The organism is Isoptericola sp. NPDC019693, from assembly GCF_044389085.1.
In the GTDB taxonomy this organism is placed as follows: Bacteria; Actinomycetota; Actinomycetes; order Actinomycetales; family Cellulomonadaceae; genus Isoptericola.
On sequence record NZ_JBIRXP010000004.1, the window covers coordinates 1 to 15,840 of the forward strand.

The 15,840-nt window shown below is 72.8% G+C and carries 12 protein-coding genes and 3 tRNA genes; 4 read left to right on the forward strand and 11 right to left on the reverse strand.

Features of this window, described 5'->3' with window-relative positions:
• Nucleotides 1-471 precede the first annotated feature (471 nt).
• The 3 genes from putP to ACH436_RS12590 all read right to left on the reverse strand — a co-directional run bounded on the left by putP (nt 472) and on the right by ACH436_RS12590 (nt 2,491).
• The gene (gene putP, locus ACH436_RS12580) at nt 472-1,977 is read right to left on the reverse strand and encodes a sodium/proline symporter PutP (RefSeq protein WP_430560538.1); all 1,506 of its coding nucleotides are present in this window, start codon (nt 1,975-1,977) and stop codon (nt 472-474) included.
• Between the two features lie 195 nt (nt 1,978-2,172).
• Nucleotides 2,173-2,245, reverse strand: a tRNA-Arg gene (locus ACH436_RS12585).
• 154 nt (nt 2,246-2,399) lie between these two features.
• Nucleotides 2,400-2,491 (reverse strand) — tRNA-Ser (locus ACH436_RS12590).
• 112 nt (nt 2,492-2,603) lie between these two features.
• Between ACH436_RS12590 and ACH436_RS12595 the strand changes: the two genes are divergently transcribed.
• Nucleotides 2,604-4,439 carry a GMC oxidoreductase gene (locus ACH436_RS12595; RefSeq protein ID WP_430560539.1) on the forward strand — a complete coding sequence of 612 codons (1,836 nt, stop codon included), beginning with the start codon at nt 2,604-2,606 and terminating at the stop codon, nt 4,437-4,439.
• A gap of 61 nt (nt 4,440-4,500) precedes the next feature.
• On the opposite strand, the gene ACH436_RS12600 is transcribed toward ACH436_RS12595, so the two are convergent.
• The 5 genes from ACH436_RS12600 to ACH436_RS12620 all read right to left on the reverse strand — a co-directional run bounded on the left by ACH436_RS12600 (nt 4,501) and on the right by ACH436_RS12620 (nt 10,374).
• A tRNA-Ser gene (locus ACH436_RS12600) sits at nt 4,501-4,585 on the reverse strand.
• Between the two features lie 114 nt (nt 4,586-4,699).
• Nucleotides 4,700-5,254, reverse strand: a complete 555-nt coding sequence (locus ACH436_RS12605; protein ID WP_429731380.1) for a GTP-binding protein — start codon at nt 5,252-5,254, stop codon at nt 4,700-4,702.
• A gap of 397 nt (nt 5,255-5,651) precedes the next feature.
• The gene (locus ACH436_RS12610; protein WP_430560540.1) at nt 5,652-6,068 is read right to left on the reverse strand and encodes a DUF742 domain-containing protein; all 417 of its coding nucleotides are present in this window, start codon (nt 6,066-6,068) and stop codon (nt 5,652-5,654) included.
• A 10-nt stretch (nt 6,069-6,078) separates the two neighbouring features.
• A complete protein-coding gene (locus ACH436_RS12615) occupies nt 6,079-6,528 on the reverse strand; it encodes a roadblock/LC7 domain-containing protein (RefSeq protein WP_079573344.1) in 450 nt (149 codons plus the stop codon).
• Nucleotides 6,529-6,561: 33 nt separating this feature from the next.
• The gene (locus ACH436_RS12620) at nt 6,562-10,374 is read right to left on the reverse strand and encodes an ATP-binding protein (RefSeq protein WP_430560541.1); all 3,813 of its coding nucleotides are present in this window, start codon (nt 10,372-10,374) and stop codon (nt 6,562-6,564) included.
• A gap of 181 nt (nt 10,375-10,555) precedes the next feature.
• On the opposite strand from ACH436_RS12620, the gene ACH436_RS12625 reads away from it, so the two are divergent.
• Entirely contained in the window at nt 10,556-11,533 is a 978-nt protein-coding gene (locus ACH436_RS12625; RefSeq protein WP_430560542.1) for an NAD(P)H-quinone oxidoreductase, read from the forward strand.
• A 67-nt stretch (nt 11,534-11,600) separates the two neighbouring features.
• Entirely contained in the window at nt 11,601-12,191 is a 591-nt protein-coding gene (locus tag ACH436_RS12630) for a bacterial proteasome activator family protein (RefSeq protein ID WP_430560543.1), read from the forward strand.
• Nucleotides 12,192-12,213: 22 nt separating this feature from the next.
• On the opposite strand, the gene ACH436_RS12635 is transcribed toward ACH436_RS12630, so the two are convergent.
• Complete coding sequence (locus ACH436_RS12635) at nt 12,214-13,044, reverse strand: EamA family transporter (protein ID WP_430561015.1); 831 nt, start codon at nt 13,042-13,044, stop codon at nt 12,214-12,216.
• Nucleotides 13,045-13,339: 295 nt separating this feature from the next.
• Here ACH436_RS12635 and ACH436_RS12640 point away from each other — a divergent pair, with 295 nt between their 5' ends.
• Nucleotides 13,340-13,753, forward strand: a complete 414-nt coding sequence (locus tag ACH436_RS12640) for a DUF805 domain-containing protein (protein ID WP_430560544.1) — start codon at nt 13,340-13,342, stop codon at nt 13,751-13,753.
• Nucleotides 13,754-13,847: 94 nt separating this feature from the next.
• Here ACH436_RS12640 and ACH436_RS12645 read toward each other — a convergent pair whose 3' ends face one another.
• Nucleotides 13,848-14,807 (reverse strand): carbohydrate ABC transporter permease, encoded by a 960-nt coding sequence (locus tag ACH436_RS12645; protein ID WP_430560545.1) that lies wholly within the window; start codon nt 14,805-14,807, stop codon nt 13,848-13,850.
• The gene (locus ACH436_RS12650; RefSeq protein WP_430560546.1) at nt 14,804-15,793 is read right to left on the reverse strand and encodes a carbohydrate ABC transporter permease; all 990 of its coding nucleotides are present in this window, start codon (nt 15,791-15,793) and stop codon (nt 14,804-14,806) included. Before ACH436_RS12650 ends, ACH436_RS12645 begins: the two co-directional genes overlap by 4 nt.
• Between the last annotated feature and the right edge of the window lie 47 nt (nt 15,794-15,840).

Here is a 15,840-nt window from a genome sequence, read left to right on the forward strand (position 1 = left end):
CGAACCCCCAAAAGAGCCCGCAGCATTCAACGATACTGGCCAGACCAAGCTGAACTGCTCAGTCCGATCCAAAGGAACCACAAAGGGTTCAAAAATTTGGCATTGACTATCAAACACACTGTTGAGTTCTCAAACAACCGACGCACACCGCAGAACCAGAACTTTCCGTTCCGACCCTCCCGGGGCAACCCCTCAAACTTACCAGATCCTTTTCCCTCTTCCAAATCCCCGATCCGAAGATCGGAGAGATCGAAAGGACGATCTGATCCCACCGGAAAGAATGCGCGAAGCATCCCGACCGTTGAAGGTGTGGGTTTTCAGTCCCGGCCCGGCCATCGGTACCCAGCCGCTCGGCTGTCTCCTCGATGTCCGTCGGCCCGTCGGGCTGACGTCGTAGAACATTACCCGGGCCGAGCGCTCCGTGCAACGTGGCCGGACGTGGCGCGCGCCACGTCCGGCCACGCGCCCGTCTCAGGCGGTCACGGCCTCCGGCTCGGACCTCTCCGCCAGCCGGCGCGCGGCGTCGAACTCCTCCAGCACCGCGGGGTCGGGGCGCGGCGTCAGGAGGCTGACGACCACGGCGACGACCAGACCGATCGCGAAGCCGGGGACGATCTCGTAGAGCGAGTCCGCGAGCGACGACCGTCCCCAGGCGAAGGCGACGACCGCTCCCGCCACCATGCCGGTGAGCGCACCCCACCGCGTCAGGCGGCGCCAGTACAGGCTGAGGATCACGACCGGGCCGAACGCGGCGCCGAAGCCCGCCCACGCGAAACCCACCAGGTCGAGGATCGACGAGGTGCGGTCCAGCGCGATGAGACCTGCGACGACGGCCACGACCAGCACCCCCGCGCGCCCCAGCATCACCTCGGCACGCGTGCTCAGCCGGATCCCCGTCATCCTGACGAGGTCCTCGACGAGCGCCGACGACGAGACGATGAGCTGGGACGAGATGGTCGACATGATCGCCGCCAGCACGGCGGCCAGCACGAGCCCGGCGACCAGCGGGTGGAAGAGGAGCTGGGCCAGCACGAGGAAGATCGTCTCCGGGTTGTCCACGTCGAGACCCTTCACCGTCGCGTAGGCGACGCCGACGAGCCCGGTCATCACGGCACCCAGCGCGGTGAGGACCATCCAGCCGATGCCGATCCTGCGGCCCGCCTTCGCGTCCTGCGGGCTGCGGATCGCCATGAAGCGCACGATGATGTGCGGCTGCCCGAAGTACCCCAGGCCCCACGCCAGCGCGGAGATCACGCCGGTGGCCGAGGCGCCGGCGAGGAACGACAGGTGGGTGGTGCCGGTGGCGGCGTCGGCCGCGCGGATCCCCTCCGTCACCGCTCCCCAGCCGCCGAGGTCCACGATCGCGATGACCGGGACGGCGACGAGCGCCGCGAGCATGAGGAGGCCCTGCGCGACATCGGTCCAGGTCGCGCCGAGGAAGCCGCCGAAGAGCGTGTACGCCAGCGTCACCCCGCCCACGACGAGGAGCCCCGTGAGGTAGTCGAGGCCGAAGGAGCTCTCGAAGAAGGTCCCGCCGGCCACCATCCCGGACGACACGTAGAACGTGAAGAACACGAGCACGATCAGCCCGGCCGCGACCCGCAGCAGGTGCGCGGGGTCACGCAGCCGGTTGTCGAAGAAGCTGGGGACCGTGATCGAGTTGTTCGCGACCTCCGTGTAGGCCCGCAGCCGAGGCGCCACGAACTTCCAGTTGAGCCAGGCGCCCACCGTCAGCCCGATCGCGATCCACGCCTCGACGAGGCCGGTCGCGTAGATCGCCCCCGGCAGGCCCATGAGCAGCCAGCCCGACATGTCGGAGGCGCCGGCGCTCAGCGCCGCCACCCCCGGACGGAGCCGGCGCCCGCCGAGCATGTAGTCGTCCAGGTCGTCCGTGCGGCGGTACGCGGCGTAGCCGATGCCCAGCATCGCCAGGAGGTACACGACGATCGCGATCGTCTGCCAGGTCTGATCGCTCATGCGATCGATCACCCTCTCGGTCGTGCGGTGCAGCGTCTGGCGCTGTATGCGCCGTCCGCACGACGGACCGGGGCCAGGTCGGGACGCGGTCGGCGCTGACCTCGCTGCGGTGCCACCCCACTGCTTGGACACCGTGACGGTGCCGAAACGACCAACGGCCCGATCCTGGAGGGATCGAGCCGTTGTGCCTTTCTGTGCGCCCGGAGGGATTCGAACCCCCAACCTTCTGATCCGTAGTCAGATGCTCTATCCGTTGAGCTACGGGCGCAGTCCCGGTCGGCGCTCTCGCACCGGCCGACGGAAACATTACAGCCCCCGGGCCGGTTCCCCAAACCGAGGGGCTGCATCGTGATGCACGACACCGGCGGGGCGCCGTCCGGACAACAGAAAAGGCCCCGGGCGTTCAGCAGCCGGAGCCTTCCTGGCGGAGACGGCGGGATTTGAACCCGCGAACGGGTTGCCCCGTTACCACCTTAGCAGGGTGGCGCACTAGACCAGACTATGCGACGTCTCCTCGCGGCAGCACAGCAACACCGCGGCGCCCAGACTAACCGCCGACGCCGCCCAGGAGCAAAGCCGCGCGCCGTCGTCCCCACCACACGCCGTACCGCGCTACGGTCTGCCGCATGCTGGACGACGACGACCAGGACCGCACGCAGCCCGCCGACCAGGGCACGGACACCCGACGACCCCACGGCACGGCCGCGTCGAGATCCGCCGAGGCACCGGACGACTACGACGTCGTGGTGATCGGATCCGGGTTCGGCGGCAGCGTCGCCGCCCTGCGACTGACCGAGAAGGGCTACCGCGTGGGCGTGCTCGAGGCCGGGCGCCGGTTCGCCGACGACGAGCTCCCGCGCACCTCCTGGGACCTGCGCCGCTTCCTCTGGGCGCCCGCTCTGGGGTGCTTCGGCATCCAGCGGATCCACCGGCTCCGGGACGTGCTCGTCCTCGCCGGCGCGGGCGTCGGCGGCGGCTCGCTCGTCTACGCCAACACCCTGTACCGACCTCTCGACGCCTTCTGGTCCGACCCCGCCTGGGCACACGTCACCGACTGGAAGGCCGAGCTCGAGCCCTACTACGACCAGGCGGAGCGGATGCTCGGCGTCGTCGACTACCGACGCAGCACCCCCGCCGACGAGCTGATGCGCGACGTCGCCGACGACCTCGGGGTCGGGCACACGTTCCGCAAGGTGCGGGTGGGCGTCTACCTCGGGCCGGACGGCGACGAACGGCCGCGCGGCGCCCACGGCCCCGCCGTCCCCGACCCGTTCTTCGGGGGCGCGGGCCCCGAGCGCAACCCGTGCCTGCACTGCGGCGAGTGCATGACCGGCTGCCGGCACAACGCGAAGAACACCCTCGTGAAGAACTACCTGCACCTCGCGGAGGGCGCCGGCGCCCGGGTGCACCCGCTAACCACCGCCACCGCCGTCGTCCCCCGGCCCGACGGCGGGTACGAGGTCCGCACGCACCGCACGGGGCGCCGCTGGGCCGGGCGCCGCACCTTCCGGGCGCGGCAGGTGGTGCTCGCGGCCGGCACGCTCGGCACGCAGCGTCTCCTGCACGCCATGCGGGACAGCGGCGACCTGCCGCACCTGTCGGACCGGCTCGGGCACCTCACGCGGACCAACTCCGAGGCCCTGCTCGGCGCCATGCGCACCCGCCGGCGCGGGCAGGCCGAGGAGCCCGACTACTCCGAGGGCGTCGCCATCACGTCGTCGTTCTACCCGGACCCGCAGACGCACGTCGAGCCCGTCCGGTACGGGCGCGGGTCGAACGCGATGGGGCTGCTGCAGACCGTGCTCGTCGACGGCGTCGGCCCGGGCGAGGGGCCGCGCTGGAGGCGCTGGCTCGGCGAGCTGTGGCGGCAGCGCCGGCACCTGCCCTCGCTGTACGACCTGCGCGGCTGGTCGCAGCGCACCGTGATCGCGCTGGTCATGCAGAGCCGCGACAACTCGCTCACCACGTACACGCGGCGCGGACCGCTCGGCCGGCAGCTCACGTCCCGGCAGGGCACCGGCGAGCCCAACCCCGCCTGGATCCCCGTGGCGCACGACGCCGTGCGCGCCATGGCCGACCGCATGGGCGGCCTGGCGGGCGGCAGCGCCGGCGACCCGTTCGACGTGCCGATGACCGCGCACATCCTCGGCGGGTGCACGATCGGCGACTCCCCCGAGACCGGGGTGGTCGACCCCTACCACCGGGTGCACGGCCACCCGGGCCTGCACGTGCTGGACGGGTCGGCCGTCACCGCGAACCTCGGCGTGAACCCGTCCCTGACGATCACCGCCCAGGCCGAGCGGGCCTGCGCGCTGTGGCCGAACCGCGGCGAGGCGGACGCCCGGCCCGCCCCCGGCGCCGGCTACGCCGTCGTGCCGCCGACGCCGCCCGCACGACCCGCGGTCCCCGGCGCGGCTCCCGGGGCGCTGCGGCTGCCGCTCGTCGAGATCCGCCACTCCTGACAACGCACGGGCGAGGAGACGGCGCGACGCCCCGACGGGAGGACCGTCGGGGCGTCGTGGGCGGAGGGCGAGGGATTCGAACCCCCGGTGCATTGCTGCACAACGGTTTTCAAGACCGTCACATTAGGCCGCTCTGTCAGCCCTCCCGGGACGACCGCGCGGGCGTCCGTCCGGCACAGCAGTGTAGCGGCCGGGCACGGCCGCGGCCCCGGACGCCGAGGCGGTCCGGGGCCGCGGGGGCGACGCGCGGTCTGCTGACGTCAGGCCGCGCCGCCCCCCGAGCGCAGCTGGCGCATCGCGAGCTGGACGAGCGCGATGAGCGTCTGCTTGGTGGCCGCCCGCGAGCGGGCGTCCGTGTAGAGCATCGGCACGTGCGCCGGGATCTGCAGCGCCTCGCGGACGTCCTCCAGGCGGTGCTTCGCCACGCCGTCGAAGCAGTTGACGCCCACGACGAACGGCACGCCCCGCGACTCGAAGTAGTCGATCGCCGGGAAGCACTGCTCCAGCCGGTCCGTGTCGACCAGCACGACGGCGCCGATCGCACCGCGGATGAGGTCGTCCCACATGAACAGGAAGCGGTCCTGCCCCGGCGTGCCGAAGAGGTACAGCCACAGGTTGCCCGGCAGGTTCACCCGGCCGAAGTCCATCGCCACGGTCGTGCTCGTCTTGCGGTCGGAGACCCCGCCCGCGTCGTCGACGCCCACCGAGTGCTCGGTCATCGCGGCCTCGGTGTTCAGCGGCTCGACGTCCGAGATCGAGCCGATGAACGTCGTCTTGCCGACGGCGAAGCCACCGGCCACCACGATCTTCGTCACCGTCGGCGCGCCCGCCGGCGGAGCGGCCGCCCGCGGCGCGGCGTCGTCGGCCGGGCGCTGGGCAGCAGGCTGCGGCGCCGTCGTCGGCTGCGGGGCGGACGCCTGCGGCGCCGGTGCCTGCTGCGGGGCCGAGGGCACCTGCTGGGCCACCGGGCGCGGAGCCGCGTCGGACGGCGTGGCCGAGGCCGACGGCACCGACGCGATCGGGCCCTGGGCCGACCCGGCGGGGCGCGCGTCCTGGGCGGCCGCCGGGGCTCCGCCGAGCACGCTCTGCCGCTGCGGGGCGCCGACCGCCGCCGGCGCGCCGCCGGCCACCGGCGCGCTCACGGCGCCAGGGGCCGGGGACACCGGAGCCCACGCCGGGGACATCCCCCCGGAGGCTCCGGGCGCCGGGCTGTCAGAGGGCGGAAATGCCATTGAGAACACTCTCCAAGACGCTCAGGGACAGGCCCGAGTGGGAACTGCCGTGACCCGTGTGGACGTTCACCGGGGTCGAGGTGTGCACGGTGATGTGCCCCTCCTCCTGCATGTCCGCGACCAGGATGCGGACGACGCCGAGGGGCAGGCGCAGCAGCGCGGAGAGCTCCGCGATCGAGACGTAGGTGTGCGCGGCGTGCTGCAGGATCGCCCGCTTCTCGGGGGTGAGCCCGACGCTCGTCACGGCGCCGGGCAGCACCTCGACCAGCGCCTCGAGGGGCAGGTCGGACAGGGCGGACCGGACGCGGCCACCGGTCACCGCGTAGGGACGCACCGTCGAGGCCTCGTAGCCGTCTGCCGAGTGCGCACCCAGAGAACCGAACGAACCGTGCGTCATGGTCGCGACCTCATCCCACCCGCGCGGAGCGCGTCGAGCCGTCCACCGGAAGGTTCCCGCGCATCTCCGAGATCAGCTGCGGGGTGAGCGTCGCCTCGGTACGGGAGACGAGCAGCGCCATCTCGTAGCCGATGAGCCCGATGTCGCACGACGACTCGGCCACCACGGCGAGGACGGACCCGTTCGAGACGTTCATCAGGAAGAGGAAGCCGTTGTCCATCTCGATGACGGCCTGCCGCACGTTGCCGCCGTCGAGCTGACGCGCCGCCCCGCGCGTCAGGCTCGACATGCCGGACACGATCGCGGCCAGCTGGTCACCGCTGGTGCGGTCGAGCTGGTCGGACATCGCCATGAGCAGACCGTCCGCCGAGACCACCAGCGTGTGGCGGCTGCCCGGGACGGTGCGCACGAAGTTGTCGAGAAGCCACCCGAAGTTGGTCGCTTCAGTACTGAGGGTCACGCTTCCTCCTCGTCAATACGCCGAAGGCGCAGGTCACCGCTGGTGCGGCGCGGATCCAGGGACATCATTCACGGTGGGAGCGGCCTGCGTCGAGGCCTGGACGGCCCCGGCGTCGTTCCGGCCGCGGCTCGTGGCGGACTGGAAGGCCGACAGCCGCGACCTCAGCTGCTCCGGGTCCCGCTCGATGCGGGCCGTGAACCGCTCGGTCGACGCGGTCGACTCCCCCGCCCGCTGGCGTCGCGCGAGGCCACCGGCCTCGTTCGCGACCGTCGTCGGGCGGTACGTCTGCTCGTTCGTCGAAGTCACGTTCCCTTCCTGGAAGACGCCGCGCTGCAGCATCGTGGACATCTCCTCGTAGAGGACGGCGGAGGCCATCCACTCCGACCGCGCCTCGACGGTGTCGGGCACGAAGTGCGGGTCCAGCGGGTCGTGGCCCGCCGGCTCCGTCGGGCGCAGCGGCAGCACCGAACCGCCGTACGACGTCGCCGCCGCCGGGGCGTCCTGCTCGTCGGCCTCCTGCCACGCCGCGTCGTCCTGCGGCGCGGCGGCCCGGGGCGCCTCGTACGCGGACGTCCCGCCGAACGCGGGCGCCTCGGTCCTGGCCGGCTCCGGCGCGGGGCGCGGGGCTGCCGGGAACGGCGCCGAGGTCGGCACCGCGGGGGCGGCCGGCTCGTCGGCCGACGGCTTGCGCCCGAACAGGCCGCGCTTGCGGCCCCCCTGCGCCGGCGTCTCGCGGGTGGCGCGACGCGTCGGCAGGTCGGCGATCAGCTCCTCGAACGGCGGCAGCTGCTGGAGCCTGTCCTGCCGCGCCGCCTCCTCGGGGGCCGGCGAGCCCGTCGGCGCGAAGGGGCTCGACGGTGCGGGCGGCGTCACCGGGGCGAACGTCGGCTCCGCGGCGGGGGCCGCGGCCTGCCCGGCGGCGGGCTCGGTGACCTCGCGCACGACCGGGTCGAACGACGACGTCGCGGGCTCCGCGTACGCGGCGGGCGCGGGCTCGTACCGCGCCTGTTCGCCGACGGGCGCCTGCGGCTCGAACGGCTCCACCGGGTGCACGGGCTCCGGCTCGACGGGCGCCACCGGGCGCACGGGCTCCGGCTCGGCAGGCGCCACCTCCCGGGTCGGCAGCGCCACGGCGGGCGCCGCCTGGGTGGCCGGCCGGTACGGCTCCGGCTGCACGGGCTCGGCCGGCGGGGCGGCGGGGGCCGGGTCGACCGGCGCCGGCGGGGCCGGCTGCTGGGTGGGCACCGCCGCGACGGGCACGTCCTGGGCCGAGAGCGGCGCGACGGCCTGCGCGGGCGCAGGGGCGGCGGGGGCGGCGGGGGCGTGGTCGGCCGGCGCCAGCGGGGCCAGCTCGCCCGGGAGGGCCGCCGGGTCCTCCGTCACCGCGTCCAGCTGCAGGGTGCTCTCGTTCTCCCCGGCGTCCAGGGAGCCCATCGAGCGGAAGCTGGAGAACAGGCCTGCCCGCTGGTCGACGCCGAGCACCGGCGCCGACACGGGCTCCGGCTCGGCGACCGGCTCGGGCTGGGCGCGGTGCCGGCTCGGCAGCGTGCCCGTCGAGGCCTCGACCTCGGCCGGCGGGCGCCACGAGTCGGTGGTCGCCTCGTCCACCAGGTCCGGCAGCTCGGGCGTCGCGAGCGGCGGCAGGACGATGGGACCCGTGTCCGGACGGGTCACGGCCTCGCCGGACCCGACGCCGGAGCGGCGCCGACGGGGCATGCCGACCGACGTCGTGCCGTCGGTGAGGGCGTCCAGGTCCACCGGGACGGCGGCCGGCGGCTCGGGCTCGACCGGCAGGCCGACCGACGCGGCCGAGGCGACCGCCGGGGTCGGCATCGTGGGCGGCTCCACCTCGTCCGGGGCGAACCGGGCAGCGGCCTCCCCGGCGTCGGCCTGCACGCCGGTCGGCGCGGAGACCTGTCCGTGGAACGCCTCCGCGATCTGGCCGCCGAGGTCGGCGGCGGCGTTCTGCGTCGCCGTCTCCAGCGGGTCGGTCGGCTGCGGCAGCGGGAGCGCGTCGTCGGGCAGGAAGAGGTCCGCCGGGAAGACGACCGTGACCTCCGTGCCCGAGCCCGACGCGCCGCTCTGGAACCGGACCTGAGCCTTGAGTCGGTCGGCCAGGCGGCCCACCACGAAGAGGCCGAGGCGCTGGGCGCCGACGGCGTCCGAGGCGGAGCGGCTGGAGACCTTGGCGTTGGCGTCCGCGATCTCCTCGGGGCTCATGCCGAGGCCGTGGTCACGCACGGTGACGACGACCCCGCGCTCGTCGCGCGCCGTCGACACCTCGACGGGGGTGTGCGGCTCGGAGAACATCGTCGCGTTCTCCAGCAGCTCCGCCAGCAGGTGCGCGGAGCTCAGCGCGTTGTGGCCGAGCATGTGCGGGTCGACGCCCAGGTCGAGGCGGACCCGGTCGTAGAGCTCGATCTCGGACGACGCCGTACGCACGACGTCGGAGACCGGCATCGGGTTGCGCACGCGACGCCCGGAGTCGATGCCGGCGAGCACGAGGAGCGACTCGGCGTTACGACGCATTCGCGTGGCCAGGTGGTCCAGGCGGAAGAGGTTCGACAGGGTGCTCGGGTCCTCCTCGGACCGCTCGAGCTCGTCGAGGAACGACAGCTGGCGGTTGAGCAGCACCTGGTCGCGACGGGCCACGTTGACGAACATCTCCGCGATCGAGCCACGGAGCGCGGCCTGCTCGCGGGCGACGACCATGGTCGTCTCGTTCACCTCGTTGAACGCCGCCGCGAGGCGGCCGATCTCGTCGCTCGACTCGACGGGCACCTGCACGAGGTCGATCGACGGCGCCTGCCCCGGCACGGCCATCTGCTCGACCATGCGCGGCAGGCGGTCGCGGACCTCGGCGGTCGCGGAGGTGAGACGGGCCAGCGGCTGGACGATGCGGCGTGCGATGAGCAGCGCGAGCAGGAACGACACGAGCACGACGCCGAACGCCGCGGCACCGGTCAGCAGCGCGGCGGTGCGTGCGCTGCCGGCGAGGTCGTTCGCGTAGTCGACGGCGGCCTGGCGGGCCTCGTCGCGCACCGGCTGCGCCGAGGCGACCCAGGCCTGCGAGATCTCGTTCCACTGGCTCGCGACCTCGGGGTCGATGCCCGACAGGTTGAGGTACCGGAGCTGGAGGCGCGCGCGGTCGAGGTCCTCCTCGTAGCCCGGCACCTCGAGCCCGCCCGGGATCAGGTCCAGCTGCTCCTGCGCGCCCGCGATCAGCGAGTCGGTGGTCTGCAGCAGGTTCACCATCCGGCCGTTGAGGTCCGACGGCGGCGCCTCGCCCTGGCCGACGAGGCCGAGGACGGCCCCGGCGACCGGTCGCTCCATGGTGTTGGCCAGCATCGCCTCGTCGAGGGCGGCGTAGGCGTTGATGTGCCGCGTGAGGCCGCCGTCGTCGCTCGACTGCGCGACGGCGCGGGGGACGTCCAGCGCGTTCTCGATCAGCGCCGTGTACCGCTCGGTCGCGCGCGACTCCGAGAGCTGGCCGGAGATGACGTTGCGCTGCAGGTCGTCGAGCACCGTGCGGTCGCGCAGCGTCCGGTTCACCGCGTCCTGGACGTTCGTGGGCAGCGCGCTGACGTCGAGCACCTCGATCGCATCGTCGCGAGCGTCGAGGGCGCGGTCGGTCGCCTCCTGCGCCTCGACGAGCGCCTTCTTGGCGCCCGGGATCCCCAGCTCCGCGGCGATGTTCGTGGCGCGCTCCGTGGCGACCGCGGAACCCGCGTCGTCCTGCAGCTCCAGCGACTCCATGAGGGCCGCGGTCTGCTCGGCACTGCGGTTCTGCTGCAGCGACTGCCAGGTGATCCAGCCCGCCGTCAACGCCAGGACGAAGATCGGCACGGCGAGTGTCGCAAGAATCTTCCCGCGAACGCCCAACCTGCGGAGCATCTGAACCTCTCTCCAACACTGTTCGTCGAGGCGGGCGACCGTCGTCGTCCGTTCCTCGGATGGGTGCCATCACGTCCGGCACCACTCCCCGCGCCCGGCTGGGCTTCCAGGCACGCGAGTAGGCTCCATCGGTGTGCGAGCGGTCACGATATCGGCACCTGGCGGTCCAGGGAAACTCACCCTATCCCTCGTCAACCCGGGCAAACCGGGCCCCGGCGAGGTTCTGGTCGACGTGGCGGCTGCCGGCGTCAACCGGGCTGACCTGCTGCAACGCGCCGGAAACTACCCTCCGCCCGCCGGCGCTCCCGAGTGGCCGGGCCTCGAGATCTCGGGTACGGTCCGCGCGCTCGGGCCCGGTGTGACCACCTGGGCGCCCGGCGACCGCGTCGTCGCGCTGCTCGAGGGCGGGGGCTACGCCGAGCAGGTCGTGGCACGCGCCGGCCAGCTGCTGCCCCTGCCCGACGGCGTCGACCTCGTCGACGGGGCCGCACTGCCGGAGGCCGTCTGCACCGCCTGGACCAACCTCGTCGACACCGGCCGGCTGCACCCGGGCGAGACGGTCCTGGTGCAGGGCGGCTCGGGCGGCGTCGGCAGCGTCGCGATCCAGCTCGCCGCCGCGCTCGGTGCGCGCGTCGTCGCCACCGCCGGCGGGCCCGAGCGCGTGGCCAGGTGCGTCGAGCTCGGTGCGACCGTCGGCGTCGACCACCGCACGCAGGACGTCGTCGCCGCGGTGCGGGAGGCGACGGACGGGCGCGGGGCCGACGTCGTGCTGGACGTGCTGGGGGGCGGCGGGCTCGCCGACAACGTGCGCGCGCTCGCCCCCGGGGGCCGGCTCGTCGTCATCGGGCTCCAGCGCGGCCGTCGGGGGGAGCTCGACCTCAACGCCCTCATGGCCAAGCACGCGTGGGTCACCGGCACGCTGCTGCGGCCCCGCGGCGCCGCGGAGAAGGCCGCACTGGTCGCGACCGTCTGCGAGCGCGTCTGGCCGATGGTCGCGGACGGGCGGGTGCGACCGGTGGTGCACGCCCGGGTGCCGTTCGCCGAGGCCCCTCTCGCGCACGAGCTGCTCGAGTCCGGCGACGCGTTCGGCAAGGTGCTCCTCGTCCCCTGACCCTCCCGTGCCGTGCGGCCGCCCGGCCCGGGACGCCGGTGTCGGTCCCGTGGGCCAGACTGAGGGCATGACGGAGAGCGACGACGCCCCTCGCGACATCGACGACGTCCGGCCGCGGGTGGTCGCCCCCGACGGGGAGGCCACCGGCACCGAGGCGATCGGCTCCCCCGGGGAGGGCGAACCGGCCGAGGAGTCGTCGCGCATCGAGGAGCCGGCCAAGGTCATGCGCATCGGCGGCATGATCAAGAGGCTGCTCGACGAGGTGCGCGACGCCCCGCTCGACGACGCCGCCCGCACCCGCCTGGCCGAGATCCACGAGCGCTCCCTCACCGAGCTGGAGGAGGGGCTCTCCCCCGACCTGGTCGAGGAGCTCCACCGGATCACGCTGCCGTTCTCGGACGAGGGCGTGCCGTCGGACGCCGAGCTCCGCGTGGCGCAGGCCCAGCTGGTCGGGTGGCTCGAGGGCCTCTTCCACGGCATCCAGACGGCGCTCGTCGCCCAGCAGATGGCCGCGCAGGCGCAGCTCTCGCAGATGCGTCGGGCCCTGCCGCCCGGGGCGCACCCGGCGCCGTTCGGACCGGGCGCAGCCGCGGGTTCGGGCCAGGACGGTCGCCCCGGTCAGGACGACCGGCGCCCCTCCCCCGGCCAGTACCTGTAGGGCCGCCGCGAAGGCGTCCCCGTCACGATCGCGCGGTCATGGCGATCGCCCCGGAGACGAGCGCGAGACCGGCCAGCTCCGGCCAGGTGGGCACCTGCCGCAGCACCACGGCGCCGACGATGACGGCGGTCGCCGGCAGCAGGGCGAGGAGCACGGAGAACGTCGCCATGCCGACGCGGCGGAGCACCACCTGGTCCAGCACGTACGGGACGACGGACGAGCAGACGGCCACGACCAGCAGGAACACCAGCAGGGGCACGTCCGTCACGACCTGCGGCGTCGACCACGCGAAGAACGGCGCGAACGCGACGGCGCCCGCTGCCATGCCGATCGCGAGCCCGTCGACGCCGGAACCGGCGCCGGCGACGCGCTTGCCCAGCACGATGTAGCCGGCCCAGCACGCGGCCGCGGCCAGGACGGCCCCGAGCCCGATCACGGCGTCCTCCCGCGGGATCCCGGAGCCCAGCGTGACGCCGGCGAGCAGGACCACCCCCGACGCCGCCACCACGATCGCCGCCCGCTCCTGCCAGCCACGGCCCGTGACCGCGGCGACGGCCACCGGGCCGAGGAACTCGATCGCGACCGCCACACCGAGCGGCAGGTGGTCCACCGCCACGTAGAACACGACGTTCATCCCCGCCAGGACGACGCCGAACAGCGCGGCGGCCACCAGGTCGCGGCGGCTCCACCGCCGCCGCCACGGACGCCGCCACGCGAGGAGCACGACGGCCGCGAGGACGATGCGCCACCAGCCGACGGTGGGCGCCCCGAGCTGGTCGAAGAGACCGACGGCGACCGCCGCCCCCGCATACAGCGTGAGCCCGGAGACGAGGAACAGGGCGGGCGCCGGCACGCGGTCCAGGGCACCGCGCGGGGCAGGGGCGGGTGTCGGCACCCCCGGAGCATACGGGCGCGGGACGGTCGCTTCCCGTGCCCGCTCCGTGCCCGCTCCGTGCCCGCTCCGTGCCCTCCCCCGGCCCTCTCGGCGCGCCGGGGCGTCTGCCCGGGCCAGATGTGGACGAGATGTGGATGATCTCTGGACGCGCGGTGCACGGAGCCCCTACGCTCACGAGGCCACCGGGGGCAGCGCGCATCGAGCGCGCACCGGCGCCGCCGGCGGCCCCCTCCTACGACCCAGTGAGGCCGTCATGTCCTTCTCGGACGCGATCAAGTCCGCCTTCTCGAAGTACGCCACCTTCTCGGGGCGGGCCCGCCGCTCGGAGTTCTGGTACTTCTACCTGTTCTCCGTCATCGTCAACGCCGCGACGAACCTGCTGGACCGCGTGCTCTTCGACGGCAACGCAGTCCTCAACAGCATCGCCGCCCTCGCCCTGCTGCTCCCGACGTTGGCCGTCGGCGCCCGCCGCCTCCACGACACCGACAAGTCGGGCTTCCGCCTGTTCTGGGCGTTCCTGCCCGTCATCGGCTGGATCATGCTGATCGTCTGGTGGGTGCAGGACAGCCAGGCCGGCGCGAACCAGTACGGCGAGAACCCCAAGGGTGCCCCGGCCGGCGCCTACGGCGCCCCCTACGGTGGTCCGACCGCCCCGCCGGCGGTCTGACGCACCACGCACGCCGACGGCGGCCCGCGCACCGGTCTCGCACCGGCGCACGGGCCGCCGTCGTCGTCTGCCGAGAGGCGACCTCGGCCCTTCCTCAGCCCTTGACCGCGCCGGCGAGCATGCCGCGCACGAAGTAGCGCTGCAGCGCGATGAACACGATGAGCGGCACGATCATCGCGATGAACGCGCCCGCGGTGAGGAGGTACCAGTCCCCGCCGCGCGTGCCGGCCAGCTCCGCGATCTTGACCGTCAGCGGCTGGTACTGCGGCGCCGCGAACGTGAGGCCGACCAGCAGGTCGTTCCACACCCACAGGAACTGGAAGATCCCGAACGACGCGATCGCGGGGACCAGCAACGGGAACAGGACGCGGAAGAAGATCTTCACGTGGCCGGCCCCGTCGACGCGGGCCGCCTCCACGAGGGACGCCGGGATGTCCTTCATGAAGTTGTGCAGCAGGAAGATCGCCAGCGGCAGCGCGAAGATCGAGTGCGACAGCCACACCGTCCAGAAGGTGCCGTTGACCCCCCAGTTCACGTAGTCCGCCAGCAGCGGCACGAGGGCGATCTGCAGGGGCACGACCTGCAGGGAGAACACCGCGACGAACAGGAAGTTGCGGCCGGGGAACTTGATCCACGCGAACGCGTACGCCGCCAGCAACGACAGCGTGATCGGGATGAGGACCGCGGGGATCGTGATGACGAACGAGTTCACGAAGAACGTCGACAGGTCGTTGCTGTTCCCGTAGAGCGCCTCGTTGTAGTTGTCCATCGTGAACTGGGCGTTCCCGGTGAACAGGTCGCCGAACACGGTCCACCAGCCCGTGCGGCGGATGTCCTCCTGCGGGCGGAAGGACGTGATGAGCAGGCCGAGCGACGGGATCGTCCACAGGATCGCGATGATGATCGCGATGCCCGAGGCCCACGGGGAGCTGAGCTTGCCCTTGGTGGCGATCGCCCGCTTCTCGAGCCGGGACAGCTTGCGGGGCGCCTGCGGGACGTCCTCGTCGAGCACGGAGCCCGCGACGGCCTGGCCGGGGGTGGGGGTCGAGGTCATCGGATCTCCTCCGACTTGCGCATCTGCCGCACGTTGTACGCGATGATCGGGATCACCAGGATGAACAGGACGACGGCGAGCGCCGCGGCGAGCCCCTGGTTCCCCTGCCGGAACGCCTGCGTGTAGAACTCGTTGGCCACCACCTGCGTGCCGAACTGGCCGCCCGTCATGGTGCGCACGATGTCGAACGCCTTGAGCGTGCCCATCGCGATCGTGGTGAGGACGACGACGAGGGCCGGCCGGATGCTCGGGACGGTGATGTAGCGGAACATCCCCATGCCGTGCAGCCCGTCGAGCCGGGCGGCCTCGACGATGTCGTCCGGGATGGCCTTGATGGCCGCGGACAGCACCGTCATCGCGAACCCGGTCTGGATCCAGATCATCACCACGATGAGGAACCAGGTGTTCCAGGGCTGCCCGATGAGGAACTGCTGCGGCGGCAGACCCACCCACACCAGCACCTGGTTGAGCAGGCCGATCTGGTTGATGTTCGCCTGGTCGGGCCGGAACTCGTAGACGAACTTCCAGATGATCGACGCACCGACCATCGAGATCGCCATCGGCACGAACACGAGCGCCTTCGCGAGCTTCTCGAACCGGGTGCGGTCCACGAGCACGGCGTACGACAGCCCGATGACGGCGCTCAGCAGCGGCGCGAGGATCACCCAGGCCGCGGTGACCAGCAGGACCTGCTGGAACTGACCCTCCGTGAACGCTCGCACGTAGTTGTCGAAGCCGATGAACTCGGTGCCGTTGCGGTTGAAGAACGACTGCCACAGCGTGATGAGCCCCGGGCGGAGCAGGCCGTACGCGAGGAACAGCAGGGGAACACCCACGAAGCCGAGCGCGACCACCCACGAGGGGATCCGCTTCGGCCGGTCCACCAGGAACAGGATCAGGCCCATCACCGCGGCGAACAGCACCACGGCGACCACCATGAGCAAGAACTTCTGCCCCGTGGTGTCAGGCTCGAGCAACCAGGTCATCGATGACCTCCTCGAGGAGTCGGGACGGAGTCAGGAGCGACGCGCGG